This is a genomic window from Sphaerisporangium corydalis, from assembly GCF_025506355.1.
Classification (GTDB): Bacteria; Actinomycetota; Actinomycetes; order Streptosporangiales; family Streptosporangiaceae; genus Sphaerisporangium; species Sphaerisporangium corydalis.
Window position 1 is genome coordinate 179,986 of sequence record NZ_JANZYP010000002.1, and the last position, 23,847, is coordinate 203,832.

21 protein-coding genes and 1 tRNA gene are annotated in these 23,847 nt (G+C 69.0%); 7 read left to right on the top strand and 15 right to left on the bottom strand.

The annotated features are described in order from the left end of the window. The first annotated feature begins 47 nt into the window (after positions 1-47). From NYZ98_RS02405 to NYZ98_RS02420, 4 genes are all read left to right on the top strand, one after another. Positions 48-1,661, top strand: coding sequence for a pectate lyase family protein (locus NYZ98_RS02405; RefSeq protein ID WP_262840771.1), 1,614 nt, complete (start codon positions 48-50; stop codon positions 1,659-1,661). A gap of 122 nt (positions 1,662-1,783) precedes the next feature. Next, positions 1,784-2,857, top strand: coding sequence for an NAD(P)H-dependent amine dehydrogenase family protein (locus NYZ98_RS02410; RefSeq protein ID WP_262840772.1), 1,074 nt, complete (start codon positions 1,784-1,786; stop codon positions 2,855-2,857). Positions 2,858-2,859: 2 nt separating this feature from the next. Further along, complete coding sequence (locus NYZ98_RS02415; protein ID WP_262840773.1) at positions 2,860-3,372, top strand: carboxymuconolactone decarboxylase family protein; 513 nt, start codon at positions 2,860-2,862, stop codon at positions 3,370-3,372. Positions 3,373-3,474: 102 nt separating this feature from the next. Beyond that, the gene (locus NYZ98_RS02420) at positions 3,475-5,118 is read left to right on the top strand and encodes a GMC oxidoreductase (RefSeq protein WP_262840774.1); all 1,644 of its coding nucleotides are present in this window, start codon (positions 3,475-3,477) and stop codon (positions 5,116-5,118) included. 144 nt (positions 5,119-5,262) lie between these two features. On the opposite strand, the gene NYZ98_RS02425 is transcribed toward NYZ98_RS02420, so the two are convergent. From NYZ98_RS02425 to NYZ98_RS02435, 3 genes are all read right to left on the bottom strand, one after another. Then, on the bottom strand, positions 5,263-5,532 hold the full coding sequence (locus NYZ98_RS02425; RefSeq protein ID WP_262840775.1) for a hypothetical protein: 270 nt from the start codon (positions 5,530-5,532) through the stop codon (positions 5,263-5,265). 78 nt (positions 5,533-5,610) lie between these two features. Further along, complete coding sequence (locus NYZ98_RS02430) at positions 5,611-6,486, bottom strand: CPBP family intramembrane glutamic endopeptidase (RefSeq protein ID WP_262840776.1); 876 nt, start codon at positions 6,484-6,486, stop codon at positions 5,611-5,613. Between the two features lie 151 nt (positions 6,487-6,637). Continuing rightward, positions 6,638-7,606, bottom strand: a complete 969-nt coding sequence (locus NYZ98_RS02435; protein WP_262840777.1) for an alpha/beta hydrolase — start codon at positions 7,604-7,606, stop codon at positions 6,638-6,640. 96 nt (positions 7,607-7,702) lie between these two features. On the opposite strand from NYZ98_RS02435, the gene NYZ98_RS02440 reads away from it, so the two are divergent. Together NYZ98_RS02440 and NYZ98_RS02445 are read left to right on the top strand one after the other, a co-directional pair. After that, the gene (locus tag NYZ98_RS02440; RefSeq protein WP_262840778.1) at positions 7,703-8,278 is read left to right on the top strand and encodes a helix-turn-helix domain-containing protein; all 576 of its coding nucleotides are present in this window, start codon (positions 7,703-7,705) and stop codon (positions 8,276-8,278) included. Positions 8,279-8,420: 142 nt separating this feature from the next. Beyond that, positions 8,421-8,921: a hypothetical protein gene (locus NYZ98_RS02445; RefSeq protein WP_262840779.1), complete on the top strand. Its 501-nt coding sequence runs from the start codon at positions 8,421-8,423 to the stop codon at positions 8,919-8,921. Positions 8,922-9,054: 133 nt separating this feature from the next. Here NYZ98_RS02445 and NYZ98_RS02450 read toward each other — a convergent pair whose 3' ends face one another. The 6 genes from NYZ98_RS02450 to NYZ98_RS02475 all read right to left on the bottom strand — a co-directional run bounded on the left by NYZ98_RS02450 (position 9,055) and on the right by NYZ98_RS02475 (position 13,665). Then, complete coding sequence (locus NYZ98_RS02450; protein WP_262840780.1) at positions 9,055-9,666, bottom strand: dihydrofolate reductase family protein; 612 nt, start codon at positions 9,664-9,666, stop codon at positions 9,055-9,057. 75 nt (positions 9,667-9,741) lie between these two features. Then, complete coding sequence (locus NYZ98_RS02455; RefSeq protein WP_262840781.1) at positions 9,742-10,584, bottom strand: helix-turn-helix domain-containing protein; 843 nt, start codon at positions 10,582-10,584, stop codon at positions 9,742-9,744. A 148-nt stretch (positions 10,585-10,732) separates the two neighbouring features. After that, positions 10,733-11,566, bottom strand: coding sequence for a CPBP family intramembrane glutamic endopeptidase (locus NYZ98_RS02460; protein ID WP_262840782.1), 834 nt, complete (start codon positions 11,564-11,566; stop codon positions 10,733-10,735). Positions 11,567-11,945: 379 nt separating this feature from the next. Next, positions 11,946-12,320, bottom strand: coding sequence for a hypothetical protein (locus NYZ98_RS02465; protein ID WP_262840783.1), 375 nt, complete (start codon positions 12,318-12,320; stop codon positions 11,946-11,948). A 473-nt stretch (positions 12,321-12,793) separates the two neighbouring features. Beyond that, positions 12,794-12,867, bottom strand: a tRNA-Ile gene (locus tag NYZ98_RS02470). A gap of 195 nt (positions 12,868-13,062) precedes the next feature. Further along, complete coding sequence (locus NYZ98_RS02475; protein WP_262840784.1) at positions 13,063-13,665, bottom strand: DUF3566 domain-containing protein; 603 nt, start codon at positions 13,663-13,665, stop codon at positions 13,063-13,065. Between the two features lie 457 nt (positions 13,666-14,122). Between NYZ98_RS02475 and NYZ98_RS02480 the strand changes: the two genes are divergently transcribed. Beyond that, on the top strand, positions 14,123-14,395 hold the full coding sequence (locus NYZ98_RS02480; RefSeq protein ID WP_262840785.1) for a hypothetical protein: 273 nt from the start codon (positions 14,123-14,125) through the stop codon (positions 14,393-14,395). A gap of 4 nt (positions 14,396-14,399) precedes the next feature. Here NYZ98_RS02480 and gyrA read toward each other — a convergent pair whose 3' ends face one another. The 6 genes from gyrA to dnaN all read right to left on the bottom strand — a co-directional run bounded on the left by gyrA (position 14,400) and on the right by dnaN (position 23,361). Beyond that, positions 14,400-16,904, bottom strand: coding sequence for a DNA gyrase subunit A (gyrA, locus tag NYZ98_RS02485; RefSeq protein WP_262840786.1), 2,505 nt, complete (start codon positions 16,902-16,904; stop codon positions 14,400-14,402). A 42-nt stretch (positions 16,905-16,946) separates the two neighbouring features. Further along, positions 16,947-18,890, bottom strand: coding sequence for a DNA topoisomerase (ATP-hydrolyzing) subunit B (gene gyrB, locus NYZ98_RS02490; RefSeq protein WP_262840787.1), 1,944 nt, complete (start codon positions 18,888-18,890; stop codon positions 16,947-16,949). A gap of 349 nt (positions 18,891-19,239) precedes the next feature. Further along, positions 19,240-19,758 (bottom strand): DUF721 domain-containing protein, encoded by a 519-nt coding sequence (locus NYZ98_RS02495; protein WP_262840788.1) that lies wholly within the window; start codon positions 19,756-19,758, stop codon positions 19,240-19,242. Next, on the bottom strand, positions 19,748-20,947 hold the full coding sequence (gene recF, locus NYZ98_RS02500; RefSeq protein WP_262840789.1) for a DNA replication/repair protein RecF: 1,200 nt from the start codon (positions 20,945-20,947) through the stop codon (positions 19,748-19,750). The genes NYZ98_RS02495 and recF overlap by 11 nt, the downstream gene beginning before the upstream one ends. A 237-nt stretch (positions 20,948-21,184) precedes the next feature. Then, on the bottom strand, positions 21,185-22,138 hold the full coding sequence (gnd, locus tag NYZ98_RS02505; protein WP_262840790.1) for a phosphogluconate dehydrogenase (NAD(+)-dependent, decarboxylating): 954 nt from the start codon (positions 22,136-22,138) through the stop codon (positions 21,185-21,187). 86 nt (positions 22,139-22,224) lie between these two features. Further along, complete coding sequence (gene dnaN / locus NYZ98_RS02510; protein WP_262840791.1) at positions 22,225-23,361, bottom strand: DNA polymerase III subunit beta; 1,137 nt, start codon at positions 23,359-23,361, stop codon at positions 22,225-22,227. Positions 23,362-23,847 lie beyond the last annotated feature (486 nt).

Below are 23,847 nucleotides of genomic sequence, written 5' to 3' on the forward strand. Positions count from 1 at the left end.
GCCTGCCCTGGACCGGGCCCTGCCGGTCCGACGGAACGGGAGTTTCCATGCGAAGAAGGAAGGACCGCGGCACCGGCGCCATGCTGGCCGCGCTCGCGATGACCCTCACCGCCATCGTGATCGGTGCGCTGGCGCTGGTGACCGTCCCCAGCGCCTCGGCCGCGACGCTGTTCGGCGACGACTTCGAGGACGGCAACTCGACGGGCTGGTCCGGGTCCGGCGGAAGCTGGTCGGTGGTCACCGACGGCTCCCGGGCGCTCCGGCAGTCCGGCACCAGCGCCGACGCCCGTACGCTGGCCGGCGCCGGATGGTCGGACCAGGCGGTGCAGGCACGGGTGAAGCCGATCTCGTTCAACGGCAGCGGGCGGAACGTCGCGATCCTGGCCCGGGCACAGAGCACCAGCGCCTACTACTACCTCGGGCTGAGCAACTCCGGCTCGGTCGTCCTCGGCAAGCGCACCGGTGGCGCCCCGGTCACCCTCGCCTCGGCCCCCGCGACGGTGACCGCCGGCACGTGGTACACGCTGCGGCTGGAGGCGTTCGGCACAACGCTGCGCGGCTTCGTGGACAACGTGCAGGTCGTGACGGCGACCGACACCGGTTACTCCTCCGGCCGGGCCGGACTCGCCGGCTACTACGCCAGCGCCTCGTTCGACGACGTGCTGGTGACCGACGTCGGCGGCCCGAGCCAGCCGCCGTCCACGCCGACGATCACCCCGCTGCCGCCCGGCGTCTGCCCCACCTCGGGGACGCCCGTCGGCTTCGCCTCGGTCAACGCCTGGGGCCGGAGCGGCACCACCGGCGGCGCCGGCGGCTCGACCGTCGAGGTCGACACGGCGGGCGAACTCATCTCCGCCATCGCGCAGACCGCGCCGCTGAACATCTGCGTGCGCGGCATGATCACGGTGCCGGCCGGGATGTACAACGTCGCCTCGAACAAGTCCATCGTGGGCGTGGGCTCCGACGCGGGCATCACCGGCGGCGGGCTCAACGTGGGCCTGGCGGTGGACGACGCGATCACCTCGCCGCCGGCGAACGCGGTGAACAACGTCATCATCCGCAACCTGACCTTCAGGAACGCCAACGACGACTCGATCAACGTGCAGATGTTCTCCCACCACGTGTGGATCGACCACAACGACATGTGCTGCGGGTACGACGGGCTGGTCGACATCAAGCGCGGCTCGTCCTACGTCACCGTGTCGTGGAACCACGTGCACAACCACACCAAGAACATGCTGCTCGGCCACGACGACGGCGCGGGCGCGCAGGACATCGGCCGGCTGAAGGTCAGCTACCACCACAACTGGTTCGACCAGACCCCGCAGCGCAACCCGCGGGTGCGGTTCGGCGAGCCGGTGCACGTGTTCAACAACTACTACTACTACAACACCGACGTCGGAGTGGCCTGCCAGGCGAACGCCGGCTGCATGGTCGAGGGCAACTACTTCGACCGCGTCGAGGAGCCGGTGAGCAACTCCTACGCCGGCCCGGCCGGCCGGTGCGTCGCGCGCAACAACGTCTTCGTCAACGAGTCGGGCCAGCCCGACTGCAGCGGCACCGTCCAGGAACCCAGCACGTACTACGGCTACACCCTGGACGATCCCAACTCGGTGAAGGCCACGGTCACCGCGGGAGCCGGGGTCGGCAAGATCGGCTGACCCGGCCGTCCGGGGCCTGGCGGGCGCTCTCCCTCGCCCGCCAGGCCCCCAGGTCTTTCACGATCTCGCCCACCAGGCTTCCAGGTCTGTACGATTGACCAAGCGCTTGCTACATTCCGCGTATGATTCCCACGACCGTCTGGGGCACCGGCAACGTCGGCCGCGCCGCCATCCGTGCCGTCGAGGCCCATCCGGCACTGAAGCTCACCGCCGTGCTCGTCCACGACCCCGCCAAGGTCGGCCGCGACGCGGGCGACCTCGGCGGGCTCGGCCACGATCTGGGAATCGCGGCCACGAGCGACATCGACGCCGTGCTCGCCACCGGTCCGCGCGCCGTGGTGTACGCGGCGTCCGGCGACATCCGCCCCGACGAGGCCCTCGCCGACATCGTCAGGGCGATCCGCGCGGGAGCGGTGGTCGTCACCCCGGCGACGTACGCGCTCTACGACCAGCGCAACGCCCCACCGGAGATGCGGGAGGCGGTGCTGGCCGCCGTCGCCGAGGGCGGCGGCTCGCTGTTCGTCTCCGGCGTCGACCCCGGCTGGGGCAACGACGTGCTGCCCCTGCTGATCAGCGGGCTCGGCACGACCGTGGACGTGGTCCGCTGCCAGGAGATCTTCGACTACTCCACCTACGACCAGCACGACTCGGTCCGGTACCTGGTCGGCATGGGCCAGCCGATGGACTACGAGCCGCCGATGATCGCGCCGACCGTGCCGTCCATGGTGTGGGGCGGGCAGATCCGGCTGATGGCGCGGGCCCTCGGCGTCGAGCTCGACGAGATCCGCGAGACCGTCGACCGGCGCCCGCTCGAGACCACGGTGAGCACCAAGACGATGGGCGAGTTCGAGGCCGGCACGCAGGGGGCGGTGCGGTTCGAGGTGCAGGGCATCGTCGGCGGCGTGGCCCGCATCGTCATCGAGCACGTCACCCGCATCCATCCCTCCTGCGCGCCGGACTGGCCGGTCCCTCCCGACGGCGACGGCGCCCACCGGGTGGTCATCGAGGGCCGGCCGCGCATCGAGGTCACGGTCGAGGCCACCGACGAGGGCGGCAACCGGGCCGCGGGCGGGAACGCCACCGCGGCCGGACGGCTGGTGAACGCCATCGACTGGCTCGTCGCGGCGGAACCCGGGCTCTACGACGCGCTCGACGTCCCCCTGCGCCCCGCGACCGGCAGGCTCGGAAGGAGCTGACCATGCACATCGACATCCCCGAGGGCAAAGACGCGATCGAGTACGTGTGGGGGGAGATGATCCCCGGCATCGGGGCCGCCGCCGCGAACTTCTCCTTGTCGGTGTACGCCCACACGACCCTCGGCCTGCGCGAGTTCGAGGCCGCGCGGCTGCGGATCGCGCAGATCAACGGCTGCGCCTTCTGCCTGGACTGGCGGACCGAGCGGGACGGGCAGCGGGTCGAGGAGGGGTTCGCCGACGCGACGGCCGAGTGGCGCACCACCGGCGCCTTCGACGAGCGCACCCGGCTGGCCGCCGAGTACGCCGAGCGGTACGCCCTGGACCACCACGGCCTGGACGAGGAGTTCTGGACGCGGATGACCGCGCACTACAGCCAGGCCGAGATCGTGGAGCTGAGCATGAGCATCGGGTCCTGGCTGGCGTTCGGACGGCTCAACCACGTGCTCGGCCTGGACACCGTCTGCACGCTCCCGAGCGGCCGATCACCCTCGGGAAGGCGCGCGGCGGCACCGTGACCTAGATCAGACAAATCAGTCAAAGTTACTCACTGGTACCCGATGGTTTAACAAGCGAGAAACATATAGAACTTGTTCTAACCATCAAGAGTGAGGAACGTCATGACTGACAAACCCCCGGGTGGAACAGGCCGATGGAGCATCTCACGCCGCCGCTTCATCACTGGAACTGGTTCTATCTTAGGAGCCGCGGCCCTCGCGGGTCGCCCCATCGGCGCCCAGGCGAAAACCGCCCTCGCCGCCGGCCCGATCGCCAACGGGGCCCACGTCCCCGTCCTGATCATCGGAACCGGGTACGGCGGCTCCGTCGCCGCCCTGCGTCTCGCCCAGGCGGGCGTCGACGTGAACATGATCGAGATGGGCATGGCCTGGGACACCCCCGGCAGCGACGGAAAGATCTTCTGCACCACCACCGCCCCCGACCAGCGGTCGTACTGGCTGCGCACCAAGACCAAGGCGCCGCTCAACTACTTCCTCGGCTTCCCGATCGACAGGAACATCTCCCGCTACACCGGCATCCTGGACGCCGAGGAGTTCAGCGGCATCACGGTCTACCAGGGACGCGGCGTCGGCGGCGGCTCGCTGGTCAACGGCGGCATGGCCGTCACGCCCAAGCGCGAGAACTTCGGCACCGTCCTGCCGTCGGTGAACCCCGACGAGATGTACACCACCTACTACCCGCGCGCCAACGCCGGGCTCGGGGTCGGCACCATCGACCCGGCCTGGTTCGACACCACCGACTGCTACCAGTTCGCCCGCGTCGGCCGCAAGCACGCCCAGCGCTCCGGCTTCCCGTTCGTCTTCGTCCCCGACGTGTACGACTGGAACTACATGAAGCAGGAGGCGGCCGGGACCGCCACCAAGTCGGCGCTGGCCGGGGAGATCCTCTACGGCAACAACTACGGCAAGAAGTCCCTGCAGAAGACCTACATCGCCCAGGCCAAGGCCACCGGCAGGGTCACCATCTCGCCGCTGCACCGGGTCACCAGGGTCGCCCCCGCGGCCGGCGGCGGCTACACGGTCGTCATCGAGCAGCTCAACACCACCGGCGACGTCACGGCCACCAAGACCGTTACCTCCGACAGGGTGTTCTTCGCCGCCGGCAGCGTCGGCACCAGCAAGCTGCTGGTCAAGCTGAAGGCCACCGGCGCGCTGCCCAACCTGAACGGCGAGATCGGCAAGGGCTGGGGCGACAACGGCAACGTCATGTGCGGCCGCGCCAACCACCTGTGGGACCCGACCGGCAGCCTCCAGTCGACCATCCCCTGCGCCGGCATCGACAACTGGGCCGCCGGGGGCGCGTTCGCCGAGGTCGCACCGCTGCCCACCGGGATCGAGACCTTCGCCTCGTTCTACCTGTCGATCACCAAGAACCCCAACCGCGCCCAGTTCTCCTGGAACGCGGCCACCTCCACGGTCGACCTGAACTGGCAGACCGCCTGGAAGCAACCGTCCATCGATATGGCCAAGACGATCTTCGACAAGATCAACTCAAAGGAGGGGACGATCTACCGGACCGACCTCTTCGGCGTGTACAAGATCTGGGGCGACCACCTGACGTACCACCCGCTCGGCGGCGCGGTGCTCAACAAGGCCACCGACAACTACGGCCGCCTCACGGCCTACCCCGGCCTGTACGTCATCGACGGCTCCCTGATCCCCGGCAACACCAGCGTCAACCCGTTCGTCACCATCACGGCCCTCGCCGAACGCAACATCGAAAAAATCATCACCACCGACCTCTGACCCGCCCAAGCGAAAGTCGGCCACGGGCGCGTGTGGCCGACCATCACTCGCGGTAACGCGACACCCGCGACATCACGGCTCGTCGGTTCCGAGGCTCTGAGGCTTCCTGGCGAGCATTCCCCGGTGGATCCTGACGACCTCAGGTCACCTGTCTCCGGCATCGTCGGACGATCGCGCTTTCTCGGCACCATCGGACGATCGCGCCTCTTCGGCATCGTCGGCTGATCTCGTCAACGTGGCAGGCTGAGGTGCTTTCAGATCGGAGATGGCACAGGCCACCGCCCCGATCATGAAGCCGACACCGACCAGCCCCCACCCGATACCCGCGTTGTTGCTGTTCCTGGCGAGCGACACCAAAAAGGCGAAGAAGAGAATCGTCGAACCGAGGAGCAAGAATCCGTTCCGCCCATTCATGATCAGTGACCCTAGGGCATGCCGGGAACGGTGACCATGCCAGAACCGCTCATGTGATCCTGGGCGGTCCGCCTGGTTTCACCCGCGGCTTCGGCTGATCTGGTGCGAAGGGCCGGTGACGACCTGGTCCGTTCGAGCCGGCTGGTCCGTTCGGGGGGTGCGGCGCAGGGCGAGGAGTGTGAGCACTACGAGCATCTGGACCGCCACGATGAACGCCTGCGTCACGGGTGAGCCGACGCCGAGGAGCGCCATCGTCGCGTTGACGCCGAAGTGGACCGCGATGGCCGCGACGACCCCGGCGCTCTCGTAGGCGTAACCGGTCAGCAGGGCCATCGGGATGACGCTGAGCGAGAACAGCAGCCCGCTCCAGCTGAACAGGCCGAGATCCGCTTGGACGGTGCCGTTGACGAAGAACAGCGGCAGATGCCACACCGCCCAGACGACACCCAGCAGCAGGCCGGCCTGAAGGCGGCTCATCGACGCGCGCAGGCGGGGGTACGCCGTGCCGCGCCAGCCGGGCTCCTCGGCCAGCGGGCCGGCGATCAGCATGCTGACCAGGAACGGCACGGGCCCGCCGACGGTCGCGATCAGATCGCGTCCCGGTGCCAGGCTGACCATGGGGCCACCCACGAGCTGGGCGAGCAGCGCGGCCGCCAGCACGGTCGCCGACGCCAGCACCAGCAGGGGCGGCACCCAGAACAGCCGCATGCTCGGCCGGATTCCGACTGTATGAGCGGGGGCGGGCTGACGGCGGCGGGCGCGGCGTACCCGGACCACGATCGCGCCGATCACCGGGCCGAAGCCGCCGAGCAGGTACGGGATGACGGTGGGGGAGGTCATCGCCGGTCCACCGAGTGAGATCGCGACCAGCCAGAAGGCCCAGGTCCACGTGAACGTGACGGCGAAGAAGAGGGCCAGGCCGCTTCTCTGACGAACGGGGGGTGCGATGGTCACGTCTTGTTCCCTTTCAGGGGCGTCGCACGAAGGAGTCATTCCTTCGGCATCCAGGGGCGTCGCACGAAGGAGTTCATTCCTTCGGCATTTCAGGGGCGTCGCACGAAGGAGTTCATTCCTTCGGCATTTCAGGGGCGTCGTACGAAGGAGTTCATTCCTTCGGCAGGAGACGAGCGGAAACAGTGTTCTCGCTGTTCAGGGGCATCGGCCCGCCCTGCGGCCTGAGTCGGCGGGCGAGCCAGCCGGCCACCTGCGTGAGCAGGTCGGCGTCGACCGGCGCGCGCAGCAGCCGGCGATAGGAGCGCACCGACGGGCGACCAGGGTCGCGGCGCAACACGTGGGTGAGGTCGGGGATCCGGTGGACCTCGACCTCACCGGGCACCAGCTTGCGGATCTCGTCCAGGTCCGCGGCGTCGACCTGGACGTCCTTGCCGCCGGTGATCGCCAGGACGGGCACCTGGATGTTCGCCAGGGCCGGCCGCGGGTCGTGGACGAACAGCTCCCGCAGCCACCGTGCGTTCACCGGCGCTCCGGCGACGCGCGCCACGTCCGTGCTGGTCGCCTTGATCCGGGCGAGTTGCCGCGCGGCCAGGGCTCGCAGCACCGGCAGCAACGGCCGCACCGGCGCGGGGAGATCGCGGGCGAGCATCCCGGCCTGCCAGCGCATGGCGTCCTCACCCAGGCGGGCGAACCCGGCCAGCAGCACGACCGCCGCGACCTGCGGGTGCGCGCCGAGGGTCATGGCGTGGACGGCGCCCTCGCTGTGCCCGACCACTCCGATGGCGTCCGCCCGGATCTCGGGGCGTCCGGCCAGGGCGCGGAGCGCGGCGGCGGCGTCGTTCCGGTTGTCGGCGAATCCGGTCGCACGCCAGTCACCGGAAGTGGCGCCGACCCCGCGCCGGTCGTAGCGCAGTGTGGCGATGCCTTCCTTCGCGAGCGCGGCGGCCAGCGGCGGTCCGAGCTCCATGCGGAGCCGCCCGGTGTTGGCGTCGCGGTCCAGCCGGCCGGATCCGTTCAGCAGCAGGACGGCCGGGTGCGGGCCGGGGCCCGCGGGCAGGGTCAGCGTGCCGGCCAGGGACAGCCCGTCGTCCGCGATGGCCGTCATCTCGACATCCCGCACGTCTTCATCTCCCATCGCTATCATGCATGCTAAATTTACTACATACGAGAACATTACCAGATGTGAGAACATTAGCGCATGTGAGAACATTGGTCCATGGCTACCGCGGACGTCCTCCTGCATCCCGTCCGGATGCGCATCCTGCAGACCCTGTTCGACGCCGATCCGATGACCACCGCCCAGTTGCGTGACCGCCTCCCCGACATCACCCCGGCCACGATGTACCGGCACATCGCCGTACTGGCCGAGGCGGGAGTGCTGGAGGTGGTGAGCGAGAAACGGGTGCGCGGCACGGTGGAGCGCAGTTACCGGGTGCGCCCGGAGCAGGCGGTGGTCGACCCCGCGGCGCGGGCGGCGATGACGCGGGAGGACCACCAACGGTCGTTCACCACGTTCGCGGCCTCGTTGCTGCACGATTTCGACCGCTACCTCGCGGGCGAGGACGCCGAACCAGTCTCGGACGGCGTCGTCTACCGGCAGGCGGCGGTCTGGCTCACCGACGACGAGTTCGCCGCGATGGTCGAGGAGATCGAGAACGCGGTCGTCAGCCGGATCAGCAACGCCGAGGAGGACGGCCGCGTCCGCCGCATCGTCAGCCTGATCGTGCTACCGGACAAAGCCGCCTCGAAGAAACCCGCCCCGGACGCCGGCACCAAGCAGGCGGCCGATTGAAACCAGTGGAACGGGTCGTGTCCCCGCTGTGGAACTGAATGGAACGCCCTGAGAGTGAAGGCGGCACGCCCAAGGTCGTGTCGACACCCAGCCCTCACAACCGTAAGGGAACGTTCCAAATCCACAGAAACGAGGAGAATTCATGACCCCCACCATCAGGTCGTCACGCCGTCGCAGGACCGTCGCCGCACTGGCCGCCTGCGGCGCGGCCGCGGCGATCACGACGTTCGCGCTCGGCGAGCCGGCCTCCGCCCTTCCCGCCCCCCAGGCGAAATGCGATGCTCGCGTCCTGTCGTTCGTCGCGAGTTCGGCCGTGTACGTCGGCATCGCCGACCCGATCACCGTCGAGGTCCCGGCCACGACGACGCTGAAGGTGGAGGTCACCGCGGACGTCTCCGTCCAGGCCGGCGCGGAGTTCCGCCTCGCCTACACCCTGAACGACACCTTCCCGCCCGAAGGCACCTTCGGCCCCGCCAACTTCGCCAACCACCAGGAGTTCGCGGAGACCCGATCGACCTTCGCCCTGATCACCGTGGGCCCCGGACGGTCCACCATCAAGCCCCTGGTCAGGATCAACGGCCCCGCCGGCAAGACCGGCTTCCTCCTCCACCGCTGCTTCACCGTGGAGGCCACCACGAGCTGACCCTCCCCGCCCACCCCCAGCGCCGATGCCCCACGGACCCGCTGACGCCGACCGTCCGAGACCACTCCCCGTCCTTCAGACCCCCCGTCTCCATCGCCCGGGGACGAGGGGTCTCACCGTCAACGAACGGGATCTAGCGGCGTACCTTGAACCCCAGGTGCAGCACCCGGTCGCCCTGGACGACCACGTGGGGGTCCTCCAGCAGATGTTGCGCGTCGATGCCGCCGAAGAAGCGTTTGCCCGACCCGAACACCACCGGCACCACGTCCATCGCCACCTCGTCCACCAGGCCGGCCGCGAAGATCTGGCCACCCACGACGCCGCCGTTCACGCTGACGATTCGCTCCCCGGCCAGCTCCTGGGCCTTCTCGATCGCGGCCGTCACGTCGTCGACGAAATGGTACGAGGCCTCGGGGTGCCAGCCGTCGGGCTTGGGCCGGTGGGACACCACGACCACGTGGTCGCCCGCGGGCGGCCTACCCTCCCAGCCGTTCACCAGGTCGAACAGGGTGCGGCCCATCACGATCGTGCCGACCCCCTCCCAAATGGGCCGGACGTACGCCGCCGACGCGCGTGAGACCTTGAAGCCGCTTCCGGCTCCGGAATGGTCGAACCCCTTCTCGCCGCCGTCGATGATCGGGGTGTCCCCGTTGAAGTACCAATCGTGCAGCGGCCCGACGCCGTCCTTCTCGTCGGCGATGAAGCCGTCCACCGACACCACGCTTTGCATGATCACAATGCCCACAGGGTTCTCCTTGAGTCTCCTTGCGCGTTCACCCCCGATCGTGTCGCCCCGGGAGGCGAGCGGGCTTGTAAAAAATCACTCAGCGGGCATCGGGCCACTGTCCGGCGGAAACCCCCGCTCGGCGGGGAACCGGCGCCGCAGGGCCAGGTACTCCGTCGGGGTGTGTCCGGTGAAGTCCTTGAACTCCCTGCTGAAGTGGGCCTGGTCGAAGTAACCCGCCGTGTGGGCGACCTCCGACCAGTCGACCGGCCGCGAGGGGTCCACGGACACGATCAGCCGCGCGAAGCGGTAGATCCGCGCCACCCGCTTCGGGGTGACCCCGACATGGGACTTGAACTGCGTGGCCAGGTGGTTGACACTCACCCCGGCGGCATCGGTCAGCGCACCGACCGGGACCGCGCCGTGGGAGGTCTCCAGACGCCCGCCTGTGTGCTGGACCAGTTCGAGACCGCGCGACGGCGCCTCGGCGAGCCGCGACCGCAGCTCCTCCTCCAGTATCCGCAGCGTCTCGATGGCCGACGTGCTGTCGCCGACCTGATTGCGGATCCGGTCCAGAGACCGTCGCCAGACGGCGTCGACCGGCACCCATCGGTCCCGCAGCTCGGTCGCCGGCATGTCGACGAACGGCGAAATCCCCCACGGCTTGAAGTGCACCCCGACGAGCCGCACCCACGCCGGGTACTCGAAGAGGAAACGCCTGGTCCACACCCCCATGAACCACCCGTCGGCGAACACCGCCGACGGCACCGAAAGATCGGAATCCCACAGACGCGCGGGCCCGCCCAGATTGACGAACAGATGCGCCGACGGCATCGGCGGCACGTTCATCCGCCGATGCCGTGGCACCCCGGTCAGGCAGTAGATGTCATCAACGAACCGATCGAGCGGCGCCCCAGGCACCCGAACGACGTATTCCATGAACCCAGCATGGTCCAGGCGGTTCGAATGTGCTCCGGACGGGCGCGAACAGATCAGGTCCCATGAAACCGAGAAGGCTCCTGACGGCGTGATGCCTGTTCAGAGCGACACAGGCCCACCAGGACGAGACCCTTCGCCCTGCCGTCGCTCAGTTCTGGCCGCCTACCTGCGCAGGGTGTTCGGTCTCCGGGCGGTAGCCGAGACGTCCGCGGGTCACGACGATCAGCACGGTCGCCGCCATGGTGGCGGTGAGCAGTTGGACGTGTGCCATGTGCGCGGTGTCGGCGATCGACGGGAACATGTCTCCGAAGACCAGCGAGAAGAAGGTGTTGACGCTGACGTGCAGCAGCATGACCAGCGGCAGGCTCTGGCGGGTCTTGTTGAACACCCACGTGATGACCACGCTGAAGGTGACGGCGGAGGCGATGAACTCGCCGACCGTCAGCCAGGTCACGTTCGGCCAGCCACCCCATTCGCTGAGGAACAGCGGAAGGTGCCACACGCCCCACAGGGGTCCGAGGATGAGGGTACCGCCGAGCGGCCCGTACTTCCGCTGGAGGCGGGGCAGGGCGAAGTCCCGCCAGCCGGGCTCTTCGGCGACACCGGTCGTGACCATCTGGATGAGCAGGAACGGCAGGTAGGCCACCAGCACCATGACGGGCGGCGCGTGGATGGCACCGTCGCTCACCGCCATGGCCGTGGAGATGAGAGCGAAAGGAACACCGATGGCGACCGCCAGGTACCAGCGCCAGCTGACCCGCCATCTCCACAGCCGCCCGGCCCACTCACGGATCCCTGCCTTGCCGTCCGTGACACGGGTCACGATGTACGACGACAGGATCGGGCCGAGGTAGGCGCCCGGGAGCATGCCCAAGAGCTGCGTGGTGCCGAGAACCGCGGGGAAGCTGAAGTCCAGGACCCCCAGGCCGGTCGCCGAGAGGATGTACGGCGTCCACGCGACCCAGCTCAACAGATTGGCCATCACGAAGAAGCTGAGCAGCGGACGGCGCCGGATCAGGCCACGGAGCCCGCCACCGCCGGGAGCGAGTTCGGTACCTGTTTGACGATGGATGACCACGGTATCTCCTGAGGGGAGTGGTTGATGAGCGGTGATCATCACATCAGCTGCCGACCATGGGAGTCGCTCCCGCGTACGCCCCATTCGAGGTATAGCCAGGGGTACCTGAGAAGCCTGGCGAATACGGCTAATAGGCCTGGCCATGCTCGAACTCCTCGGGGCGGGCAGGATCCAACAAAGGCCGACGAGCCCCAGAGGCTTCCCTATCAGCCGGCCAGAGTGAAGCCGGGATCATGGACGGTGCCCTTTCCCACCTGCACGTACCGTCCCAGTCGGCCGTCTGCTAGCCGCTCATGACCCTTCCGCCGATGTGTTTCGCCACGGCCTGACCGAACCGCGGGTCGGCGTCGGCGACCAGAAGCCAGTTACGCCCGAGGACCCGGTAACCACCAGAGCGATCCTGCGTAAGAGAGCGCGGCAACTTGTGCCCCGGATCGACGGTGTAGAACATCACGCGCGCGGTACCGGTATCGCATCCTGCGGTACGAAACTCGTTGGCGGTCGTGTGGACCATTTCCTCGCAGTTGATTCTCAGGTCGTTGACCGCGATCAGAAGGTCCCGGGGCGACGCGAAGGTCCCGCCATCCGCGTGCCGCGTGAATTTCCCGCCCTCTCCACGTGGGGAGTGCGGAAACCACAACTTCGTCGGCTCCGGCACGCCGGGCCTGGTGACAGCGGCCACAGAGCGGCGTCCCCCCAACGCCTCGTCCCGGCCGTACACCCCCACCCACCCGGCAACAGCACCCACCCCGACGGCTAAGACGAACAAAACAACAAAGACTTCCCTTGCCCTCATAACTGCTCCCCCGCTTCACACCGGACCAGCTGTCCGGCGGAAATCCTACGAGCGCCGAGTTCTCCATCCCAGCCTCCCGCGTGACGCCCCTTCACCTAACCGTCACCGGGGGTTGATCCCCGCGAAGCGGCAAAAAAGCGTGCGAAGCGCCGTTTTCTACGTCGGCCAGCGTTCCTGAGGGGGTCAGCAGCGAGAGGTCGGAGCCAGCCAGAGAAGATCATCTCTGGTATGTGCGAGGGGTCTTCAGTGCCGAGCCGTGCGGTATCGCAGTACTCGTAGCAGTACGGACGCGAAAAAGGCCAGATCCCTGGAGGGAGCTGGCCTTCTGGGCTGGGTGGGGCTACCAGGACTTGAACCTGGGACCTCTTCCTTATCAGGGAAGCGCTCTAACCGTCTGAGCTATAGCCCCGCTGTGCGGCGCGGAGAAGACTATCGCTTCCGCGGGGCGGAAGCGAGGTGTCTCTCTGACAGGGAAAAGCTTACCGTGCTCTGGGGCCGTCCGCGCCAGCGGGATGTACTCGTTATCGTCGGATGCCGGGCGGCGGGTGGACCTGAGGGATGCCGTTGAGGTCGCCTGGACGGGGCCTCAACGGCATCCCCGGGGTTATTCGGCCTCGCTGAAGGTCACCTCGACCCCGCCGACCAGGTCGGAGGCGACGTTGTAGATGACGGATCCGAGCGTGGAGAGCGCGGTGATCAGTACGACGTTCACCGCGCCGAGCAGGGCGGTGTAGCCGAGGATCCGGACGGGCTCGAACCAGGCCTTGATGTCGATGCCGCTGGTCGTCTTGCCGTCGGGAACGGTGAGCTGGGTCACGGTGTTCACGATGGAGTCGAAGACGCCCAGGGCCGAGAGCACGCCGTACAGGACGGCGACGGCCACGAACAGCACCACGAAGCAGACGAGCGAGACGACGAAGCTGAACTTCATCGCCGACCACGGCTCGATCCTGCGGAGCACCAGGTGGGCCTTGCGCGGCGCCTTGACCGGCGCCGGCTTGTCGCGATCCGGGCGGCCGGCGGTCACCGGCTCCGGGGTGGACAGGGCCGACACGGCCCCGAAGCCCTGCTTGGCCCCGGTGCCGGGCGCCTTGGTGCCGGTGGCCCCGCGGCCACCGGGACCCGGGCCGCCGGTGCCGCCCATGCCCGGTGCGCCGCCAGGGCCGGAGTTGCCGCCCATGCCCGGAGCGCCGGAGTTGCCGCCCATCCCAGGGCCGCCCCCAGGTCCCGAGGGGCCGCCGGAACCGGGACCGGTTCCAGGGCCCGGCCGAGGCGCGCCGGGGCGCGGGGGGGCGTCAGGGCCGGGACGCGGCGTACCACCGGGTCCCGGACGGGAAGGGGCGTCAGGGCCGGGGCGCGGGGGGGCGCCGGGTCCTGGACGGGAAGGGCCGTCCGGGGGCCGGGGCGCTCCGCCGGGAGTGGGTCGCTGAGGGCCGTCGGATCCCGGACGCGGCGCCCCGCCGGGGCTGAACCGCGCGGGACCGTCAGGGCCGGAAGGACCCGAAGGCCCGTCGTACCCCGGCCGGGAGGCACCGTCGGACCGGGGGCCCGCCGGGGCTCCTGACTGCGGGCCCGATGCCGGCTTCTGGGCGGGCCTGGTCGGGCCGCCGCCCGAACCGTCGGAAGTGGGCGACCAGGATTTGTCGGGGACGGAGGAGGAGCGGATGCGCAGGGTCGCGTCTCCCTCCTCGCCGCCTCCGGCAGGGGTCGCCGAACCATCGTCGCTGGACACGACGACAACCCTGTCATCACTCTGGTCCGCGGGGGAGTTGCCCTTGCCGGTGCTTTCCGAGGAGTTCACGCTCTCCGTCACCTGGTTGCGCGTCGAAGAGTTCACCGAGGAGGCCGGCCTGGTCGCCTTGGACGTGCTGCGTTTACGGTTCGCGGACGAACCTGGCGGTTTGCCGGTGTTCCCGGTCCCGCCGGAATTGGCCTGAGGGCTCATTCCTCTTCATCTCCCCCGGTGTCCTCGGTGTCCACCAGCGCTTCGGCATTGCGGGCGAGGGCAACCACGCTGTCTCCCTCCGAGAGGTTCATCAGGCGCACTCCCATGGTCTGGCGGCCGGACTGCTTGATCTCGCCCGCACTGGTCCGGATGACCCCTCCGGCGGAGGTGATGGCGAACACCTCGTCTTCGGGACTCACCATGACTGCTCCGACCAGCTTGCCACGGGCACTAACAATCTTCGCAGTCAGCACACCCTGCCCGCCTCTACCTTGGACGGGATATTGGTCCGACGGTGTCCGCTTCGCATACCCGCCTTCGGTCGCGATAAGCACGTCGGCGCCATCGCTGACCACGTTCATCGCCAGCAGTTCGTCCCCGTCGAGGAATCTCATGCCGATGACGCCGCTCGTGGCGCGGCCCATCGCGCGCAGGGCCTCGTCGGAGGCGGTGAAGCGGATGGACTTGGCGCCGCGGGAGATCAGCAGGAGGTCGTCCTCCTCGGACACCAGCCGGGCGGCGATCACCTCGTCGTCCTCGCGGAGGTTGATGGCGATCAGGCCGCCGGACCTGGGGGAGTCGTACTCCGACAGCCGGGTCTTCTTCACCAGGCCGCTGCGGGTCGCCAGCACCAGGAACGGCGAGACCTGGTAGTCGCGAAGGTCGAGGACCTCCATGACGTGCTCGTCGGGCTGCATGGCCAGGAGGTTCGCCAGGTGCTGGCCGCGCGCGTCGCGGCCGGCGTCGGGCAGCTCGTAGGCCTTGATCCGGTAGACGCGGCCCTTGTTGGTGAAGAACAGCAGCCAGTGGTGGGTGGTCGTGACGAAGAAGTGCTCGACGATGTCGTCCTGGCGGAGCTGGGCCCCGCGCACGCCCTTGCCGCCGCGCTTCTGGGCGCGGTAGAGGTCGGTCTTGGTGCGCTTGGCGTACCCGCCGCGGGTGATCGTGACGACCATGTCCTCTTCGGCGATGAGGTCCTCGATGGACATGTCACCGTCGTAGGCGATGATCTCGGTCTTGCGCTCGTCGCCGAACTTGCCGACGATGTCGCTCAGCTCGTCGGAGACGATCTGGCGCTGCCGGGGCTCGGAGGCCAGGATCGCCTGGTATTCGGCGATCTGCGCCATCAACGACTCGTACTCGTCGATGATCTGCTGGCGCTCCAGGGCGGCGAGCTTGCGCAGCTGCATGTCGAGGATGGCCTGCGCCTGGATCTCGTCGATCTCCAGGAGCTCGATCAGGCCGCCGACCGAGGCCGACGCCGACGGCGCCCTGCGGATCAGCGCGATGACCTCGTCCATGCGGTCCATGGCCCTGAGCAGGCCGCTCAGGATGTGGGCGCGTTCCTGGGCCTTGCGCAGCAGGTAGGTGGTCCTGCGGACCACGACCTCGATCTGGTGGGCGACGTAGTACTTGACGAACTGGTCGAGGCGCAGCGTCCTCGGGACCCCGTCGACCAGCGCCAGCATGTTGGCGCCGAAGGTGGTCTGCAGCTGGGTGTGCTTGTAGAGGTTGTTCAGCACGACCTTGGCGACGGCGTCGCGCTTCAGGACGATCACCAGGCGCTGGCCGGTGCGCGAGGACGTCTCGTCGCGCACGTCGGCGATGCCGGTGACCTTGCCGTCCTTCACCAGCTCGGCGATGGTCAGCGCGAGGTTGTCGGGGTTGACCTGGTACGGCAGGGCGGTGACGACGAGGTTCTGCCGGCCCTTGGCGTCCTCTTCGACCTCGACGATGGCCCGCATGGTGACCGAGCCGCGGCCGGTGCGGTACGCGTCGTCGATGCCCCGGCGGCCGACGATCAGCGCGCCGGTGGGGAAGTCGGGGCCCTTGACGCGGAGGATCGCCGCTTCGAGGAGCTCCTCGTCGGTGGCCTCGGGGTGCTCAAGGGCCCACTTGACGGCCTCGGCGACCTCGCGCAGGTTGTGCGGCGGGATGTTGGTGGCCATGCCGACCGCGATGCCGGCGGCACCGTTGACCAGGAGGTTCGGGAACCTCGACGGCAGGACGATCGGCTCCTGGGAACGCCCGTCGTAGTTGGGCTGGAAGTTGACCGTGTCCTTGTCGATGTCACGGAGCATCTCCATGGCGATCGGCGCGAGCCGGCACTCGGTGTACCGCATGGCGGCCGCGGGGTCGTTGCCCGGCGAGCCGAAGTTGCCCTGGCCGTCGACCAGCGTGTAGCGCAGCGCCCACGGCTGGGCCAGCCGGACGACGGTGTCGTAGATCGACGCGTCGCCGTGCGGGTGGTACGAGCCCATGACGTCGCCGACGACGCGTGAGCACTTGAAATATCCGCGGTCGGGCCGGTATCCGCCGTCGTACATGGCGTAGAGCACACGCCGGTGCACGGGCTTCAGTCCGTCACGAACGTCGGGAAGCGCGCGGGACACGATGACCGACATCGCGTAGTCCATGTAGCTGCGCTGCATCTCGGACTGGATGTCGACGGGCTCGATGCGGTCAGCGGGCGGCCCGGGCGGGATGTTCACTTCGGTCACGAGTGATATGTCCTTTTAGGAGATGAGTCTGTACGGCTGCCGCTACACGTCGAGGAATCGCACGTCCCGTGCGTTCCTGATGATGAACGATCTCCGTGCCTCTACGTCCTCGCCCATCAGCACGGTGAACATCTCATCGGCCTGGGCGGCGTCGTCCAGGGTGACCTGCAGCAGGACCCTGGTCGCCGGGTTCATCGTGGTGTCCCAGAGCTGGGCGGCGTTCATCTCGCCCAGTCCCTTGAATCGCTGGACGCCGTCGTGCATCCGGGGGTCGCGCCGGCCCGCGTCGAGGCCCGCCTGGATGACGGCGTCCCGCTCGCGGTCGGAGTAGGCGTAGCTGGCGTCCTCGCCCTTCCTGTCCCACTTGATCTTGTACAGCGGGGGCTGGGAGAGGTAGACGTGGCCCGCCTCGATCAGCGGCCGCATGAAGCGGAACAGCAGCGTCAGCAGCAGGGTGGTGATGTGCTGGCCGTCGACGTCGGCGTCCGCCATCAGGATGAGCTTGTGGTAGCGCAGCTTGGCGATGTCGAACTCGGCGTGCACGCCGGTGCCGAGGGCGGTGATCAGCGCCTGCACCTCGTTGTTCTTCAGCACCCGGTCGATGCGGGCCTTCTCCACGTTGAGGATCTTGCCGCGGATCGGGAGGATCGCCTGGAACTTCGGATCGCGGCCGCCCTTGGCCGAGCCGCCCGCCGAGTCGCCCTCGACGATGTACAGCTCGCACTTCTCCGGCTCGGTCCACTGGCAGTCGGCCAGCTTGCCCGGCAGCCCCGAGCCCGCCTCCAGCAGCGACTTGCGGCGCGTCAGGTCACGGGCCTGGCGCGCGGCGATGCGGGCGCGGGAGGCCTGCAGGGACTTGTTGAGGATCTCCTTGGCCTCGCCGGGGTTGCGCTCGAACCAGTCGCGCAGCGAGTCGTTGCAGGCCTTCTGGACGAAGGACTTCGCCTCGGTGTTGCCCAGCTTGGTCTTGGTCTGGCCCTCGAACTGCGGGTCGGTGAGCTTCACCGAGATGATCGCGGTGAGCCCCTCGCGGACGTCGTCGCCGGTGAGGTTGTCGTCCTTGCCCTCCTTGAGGAACTTCTGCTCGCGCGCGTAGCGGTTGACGATCGTCGTCAGCGCCGCGCGGAAGCCCTCCTCGTGGGTGCCGCCCTCGGCCGTGTTGATCGTGTTGGCGAAGGTGTAGACCGACTCGCTGTACGAGGCGTTCCACTGCATCGCGATCTCGACGGAGATGCCGTCGCCCTCGGCCTCGAAGTCGATGACCGAGCCGTGGACGGCCTCCTTCTTCGCGTTGATGTGCTTGACGAAGTCGGAGATGCCGCCCTCGTAGTGATAGGTCACGTCATGGGTGTCGCCGTTGACGTGGTCGGGCCGCTCGTCGCGCAGGACGATCGTGAGGCCCCTGTTGAGGAAGGCCATCTCCTGGAATCTGCGGGACAGCGTCTCGAAGTTCCACGTCGTGGTCTCGAAGATGGTCTCGTCGGCCCAGAAGGTGATCGAGGTGCCGGTCTCGCCGGTGGTCTCGCCCTTGACCAGGGGACCGGTGGGCCTGCTCTCGGAGTAGGACTGCCGCCAGTAGTGGCCCTCGGTCCTGATCTCCACCTCCAGCCGCGAGGACAGGGCGTTGACGACCGAGACGCCGACGCCGTGCAGGCCTCCGGAGACGGCGTAGGACTTGCTGTCGAACTTGCCGCCCGCGTGCAGGACGGTGAGGACCACCTCGACGGCGGGCCGGTCCTCGCCTGGGACCATGCCGACAGGGATGCCACGCCCGTTGTCCACGACCCGGACGCCGTTGTCGGCGAGGAGCGTGACCTCGATGTGGTTTGCGTGCCCGGCGAGCGCCTCGTCAACCGAGTTGTCGACCACTTCCTGCACGAGGTGGTGCAGGCCACGCTCGCCGGTCGAGCCGATGTACATGCCAGGGCGCTTACGAACCGCCTCAAGTCCTTCGAGAACGGTGATTGAGCTAGCGTCGTAGGACAAGTGCGAAATCCTCCTGCCGCGGACACGCGGCAGGAGGGACCACCACCAAGCGGCTGTCCCCTGCCGTGCCCGTCACCGTCGTGAGTGCCTCGATGCGACCACCCAGGGAGATCGGCGCGCGGCCGGGGGTGACTCGCATGCGGACGTGTCCGGAATCCGATTTCATTCTACCGGTCAGAAGCGCATCAGGTGGCATTGACGGCCGCTGTGATGGCCTGTCGGGCGTTGGATGCCCCCGCGAGCATCCCCCCACGGGGGACGGGGGTCGTTACCGCCACCGTGATTCTGATCGGTTTCCCTGGGGTCACGACCTCACTTTCGCTGGTCGGGCGACGCTGAAAGGGCCTCCTCAGCCGTAGGTGTCGCCGGGCCCCCGGCTGCCGGTCACGCGCAGCCCGCCCGTCGGACGCGGGCCGTTCTGCGGGCCGCGGACCTTCACCCGCACCACCGTGCCGTCCCCGAGCTCCTCGTTGAGCCTTCTGACCAGGGAAGACGCCAGCAGCCGCACCTGGGTGGCCCACGCCGTGGAGTCGGCGACGACCAGGACCTCCCCGTCGGAGAAGGTCTCCGGTTTGGTGTGGGCCGCCACATCGGCCCCGACGATCTCACTCCAGCGCCCGAACACCCCGCCGACGGCGAGCGGCTGCTCCCATCCCCGGTCGGCGAGAAGGTCGCGAATGGCACGTCCGAAAAGCTGGGGATCGCCGGCGTCGCGGCGGGAGGCGGACCGGCGGCGGGGCTCGCGCCGGGGAAGCTGCCCGCGCTTGGCCGCGTCGGCCTTCGCCTCGGCGAGCTTCTCCCGCGCCAGCGCGGCCCCCCGCGCCGCCACGCCGTCGGGCGACTGGACTCCGGACGTCTCACCTGACACGGGTGACATTCCCTTCGGCCACGTCGAACCGGGCGCCCGCGAGCTGCGCGGGCACGTCCTCGGGCACCGCGGCGGTGATCAGGACCTGCTCGGCGGGCGCGACGATCTCGGCCAGGCTGCGGCGCCTGCGAGTGTCGAGCTCGGCGAACACGTCGTCGAGGATCAGCACCGGGTCACCGCCCTCGGCCTTGAGCAGGTCGTACGCGGCGAGACGCAGCGCCAGAGCGAACGACCAGGACTCGCCGTGGCTGGCGTAGCCGCGGGCGGGGAGCTCGCCGAGGGTGAGCAGCAGGTCGTCGCGGTGGGGCCCGACGAGCGTCACCCCGCGCTCCAGCTCGGCCTGCCGCACCTCCAGCAGGCTCGCCCGCAGCGCCTCCTCCAGCGCGCCCCGGTCGATCACGTCCTCCGCGGACGGCGCGAGGCCCGGGGTCGTGGACAGAGTGCCGCGGTACTCCACGTCGGCGGGCGCCGAGGAGGGGGCCAGCTTGGCGTAGGCGCCGGCGACCAGCGGGCGCAGCGCCCGTACGAGCTCCAGGCGGGCGGCGAGCAGCTCGGCGCCGTGGCGGGCCAGATGGGCGTCCCAGACCTCCAGCGTGCCGAGCGTGTCGCCGGCGCCCGCGGCGGAGAAGCCCGCCTCGGCCTCCTGGCGGCGGGGACTCTGCCGCCGTCCCGGCCTGGCGTGCACGGCGCTGCGCAGCAGGGCGCCGCGCTGCTTGAGCACCCGCTCGTAGTCGGCCCGCACCCCGGCGAAACGCGGAGCCCGCGCGACCAGCAGGTCGTCGAGGAACCGGCGCCGCTCGGCCGGGTCGCCCTTGGCCAGCGCGAGGTCCTCGGGGGCGAACAGCACCGTGCGCAGCAGGCCGAGGATGTCGCGCGGCCGGGGCGTCGGCGAGCGGTTCAGCCTGGCGCGGTTGGCCCTGCCGGGGTTGATCTCCAGCTCGACCAGCGCCCGGCGGTCGTCGCGGACCACCACGGCCCGGACGACGGCCCGGGCCGCCCCATGGCGCACGAGCGGCGCGTCGGTGGCCACCCGGAAGCTGCCGAGCATCGCGACGTAGCCCAGGGCTTCGACGAGGTTGGTCTTGCCCTGCCCGTTGGGTCCGACGAGCGCCGTCACCCCCGGCTCCAGGTCCAGCTCCACGGCGGGATAGGACCGGAAGTCGGTCAGCGACAGATGGGCGACATGCACCTCACGAAGGGTAGTGCGCCCCTACGACAACAACAGCACAACGGACATCTGACGCCAGTCTTGTTATCACCGGTCCACAGGAGCACCACCGGGACGCGCCTCGGAGCCTCTCGGCACGGCCTGAGGGGGCCCAGGAGAGGCGGAAGGGCCCCTGAGGGCCCCGAAGTGCCCCACCGTTGGGCGGGGCATCGGAAACGGGCGTGCGGCGCCCGTGCGGACGCCGGCGGCGCCCGGACGTCAGTGCTGCGCCTCCACCGGGGGGACCACGTCGGCGCCGGGCGAGTCGGCGCCCTTGGCGTGCTGGCCCTCGGACGAGGTGACGGCGTGGCCGCCGAACTGGTTGCGCAGCGCCGCGACCATCTTCATCGCCGGGGAGTCCGGCTGGCGGGAGGCGAACCGGGCGTACAGCGCGGCGGTGATCGCCGGCAGGGGGACCGCGTGGTCGATGGCGGCCTGGATGGTCCAGCGGCCCTCGCCCGAGTCCTGCGCGTACCCCTTGAGGTCGGACAGGTCGGGGTCCTCGTCGAGCGCGCGGACCGCCAGGTCGAGCAGCCAGGAGCGGATGACCGTGCCGGTGCGCCAGCTCTTGAACGTGCCCGGCACGTCGTCGACGATGTCGGCGGCGTCCAGCAGTTCCCAGCCCTCGGCGAAGGACTGCATGATCCCGTACTCGATGCCGTTGTGGACCATCTTGGCGAAGTGGCCCGCGCCGACCTTGCCGGCGTGGACGAAGCCGTCCTCGCCCTCGGGCTTGAGCGCCTCGAAGATCGGCATGAGCCTCTCCACGTCGGCGGGCTCGCCGCCGACCATGAGGGCGTAGCCGTTCTTGAGCCCCCAGACGCCGCCACTGACGCCGACGTCGATGAACCCGATGTTCTTGGCCTTGAGCTGCTCGGCGTGCTTCTGGTCGTCGAGGTAGTGGGAGTTGCCCCCGTCGATGAGGATGTCGCCCGGTTCGAGGATCTCGCCGAGCTCCTCGATCGTGGCCCGCGTGGGGTCACCGGAGGGGACCATCACCCAGACGACGCGGGGTGCCTGGAGCCGCTGCCCGAGCTCCTCCAGGCTGGCCACGTCGGTGGTCTTGGGGTCGCGGTCGTACCCGACCACGTCATGGCCGGCACGGCGGAGCCGCTCCGCCATGTTCCCGCCCATCTTGCCCAGCCCGACCATGCCGATCTGCATCTCAGCCACCCCTCGTGAAGGTCTCCATCATCCACGACGCCCCGACCCGGCAGTACCCCGGGCCACCGCCTCGAATCTCGCGGGCGCCCCGGATCCTAGCTGGACAGCCGGATCGGCATGATCAGGTAGCGGTAGTCGGGGGTGACGCCGTCGTCCACAGGCTTGCCCCCGGTGAGGATGGCCGGCTTGGTGGAGGTGGTGAACTGCAGGCGGGCCACGTCGGAGTCGATCGCGCCGAGCCCCTCCAGCAGGAACTGGTGGTTGAAGGCGATGTTGATGTCGTCGCCGTCGAACTCCACGGGGAGCACCTCGACCGCCTGCGCCTCGTCGCCGCTACCGGCCTCCAGCACGACCTCGTTGCCGTGGAAGGCCAGCCGCACCGGCGTGTTGCGCTCGGCCACCAGCGCCACGCGCTTGACGGCCTCGACGAAGGCCGAGGTCACGAGGTCGGCGTGCGCGGAGAACTCCGTGGGCAGCAGCGAGCGGTACTTGGGGAACTCCGGGTCCAGGAGCCGGGTGGTGGTGCGCCGGCCCGCGCTGGAGAACCCGATCATGCCTTCGCCGGTGCCGCCGGTGGAGCTGAGCGCGATCTCGACCTCGGCGCCGGTGGTCAGCGACTTGGCGGTGTCGGCGAGCGTGCGGCCCGGGATCATCGCGATGGACGCGAAATCGGGCTGGTCGGGCTGCCACTTGAGCTCGCGCACGGCGAGGCGGTAGCGGTCGGTCGCGGCGAGGGTGACGGTGTCGCCCTCGATCTCCATGCGGACGCCCGTGAGCATGGGCAGCGTGTCGTCCTTGCCGGCCGCGACGGCGACCTGGGCGACGGCCGAGGAGAAGATGTCGCTGCCGACCCGTCCGGCGGCGGGGGGCATCGCCGGCAGCGAGGGATAGTCCTCGGCGGGCATCGTCAACAGGGTGAACCTGGCGCTGCCGCACGTGACGACGGCCTTGGCGCCCTCCACCACGAATTCCACAGGCTGTGCGGGGAGCGCGCGGGTGATCTCGGCGAGCAGGCGGCCCGAGACGAGCACCAGGCCCGGCTCGCCGGTCTGCAGTTCCAGGGTCACCTCGGCGGAGACCTCGTAGTCGAAGCCCGAGAGTTTGAGCTGCTGCTGGTCGGTGACCTCCAGCCGCATGCCGGCGAGCACCGGCACGGACGGTCTCGCCGGCAGGCTGCGTGCGGTCCACGCGACCGCCTCTGCGAGCACGTCTCGGTCGACACGGAACATCACGTGGATCCGCCTCCTGTTGGTTCGGTCTGTGTCTTGATCACGGTCTTCATCCCGGCTCGACTGCTCCGTGCCGTTGATTCAAGTGTTCACTCTCCCGCACGGGAGGACCGCGAGAACCCTTCTATGGCTCTTGAGTTCTTAGTAGAGAGAGATAGAGGTCATCACATTAGGGGCTGTGGATACTGTGGAAATCCAGTGTCTGCGCAGGTCAAGGACACTTTTTTATCCACCGGCCCTGGGTATGGCCGGTGGATGACCGAGCCCGGCCTGGGGACAACCGAACGTTGTCCCCAGGCCATCCCCAGTTTGGGGGGTCGTCATCCCCAAGTCATCCACGAGGTTTCCACCGGTTATCCACGGGGTAAGAGGCGTCTTCGGACGGCTCTCAGACACTACCCACAGGCCGTCCCCAGGTCATCCACCGGTAGTCCCCAGGTCTTCCCCAGGTTGTCCCCACCTTTATCCCCAGGCCGGGAAGCCGCGCGA

Bases quoted from the DNA above. Each gene is read 5' to 3' on its own strand.
- NYZ98_RS02440 (WP_262840778.1), top strand. From the start codon at position 7,703: ATGGCTACCGCGGACGTCCTCCTGCATCCCGTCCGGATGCGCATCCTG.
- NYZ98_RS02455 (WP_262840781.1), bottom strand. From the start codon at position 10,584: ATGGAATACGTCGTTCGGGTGCCTGGGGCGCCGCTCGATCGGTTCGTT.
- NYZ98_RS02415 (WP_262840773.1), top strand. From the start codon at position 2,860: ATGCACATCGACATCCCCGAGGGCAAAGACGCGATCGAGTACGTGTGG.
- NYZ98_RS02475 (WP_262840784.1), bottom strand. From the start codon at position 13,665: ATGGGCGGCAACTCCGGCGCTCCGGGCATGGGCGGCAACTCCGGCCCT.
- NYZ98_RS02420 (WP_262840774.1), top strand. From the start codon at position 3,475: ATGACTGACAAACCCCCGGGTGGAACAGGCCGATGGAGCATCTCACGC.
- NYZ98_RS02480 (WP_262840785.1), top strand. From the start codon at position 14,123: ATGCGCAGGGTCGCGTCTCCCTCCTCGCCGCCTCCGGCAGGGGTCGCC.
- NYZ98_RS02460 (WP_262840782.1), bottom strand. From the start codon at position 11,566: ATGGCCAATCTGTTGAGCTGGGTCGCGTGGACGCCGTACATCCTCTCG.
- NYZ98_RS02405 (WP_262840771.1), top strand. From the start codon at position 48: ATGCGAAGAAGGAAGGACCGCGGCACCGGCGCCATGCTGGCCGCGCTC.
- NYZ98_RS02445 (WP_262840779.1), top strand. From the start codon at position 8,421: ATGACCCCCACCATCAGGTCGTCACGCCGTCGCAGGACCGTCGCCGCA.
- NYZ98_RS02425 (WP_262840775.1), bottom strand. From the start codon at position 5,532: ATGAATGGGCGGAACGGATTCTTGCTCCTCGGTTCGACGATTCTCTTC.
- NYZ98_RS02410 (WP_262840772.1), top strand. From the start codon at position 1,784: ATGATTCCCACGACCGTCTGGGGCACCGGCAACGTCGGCCGCGCCGCC.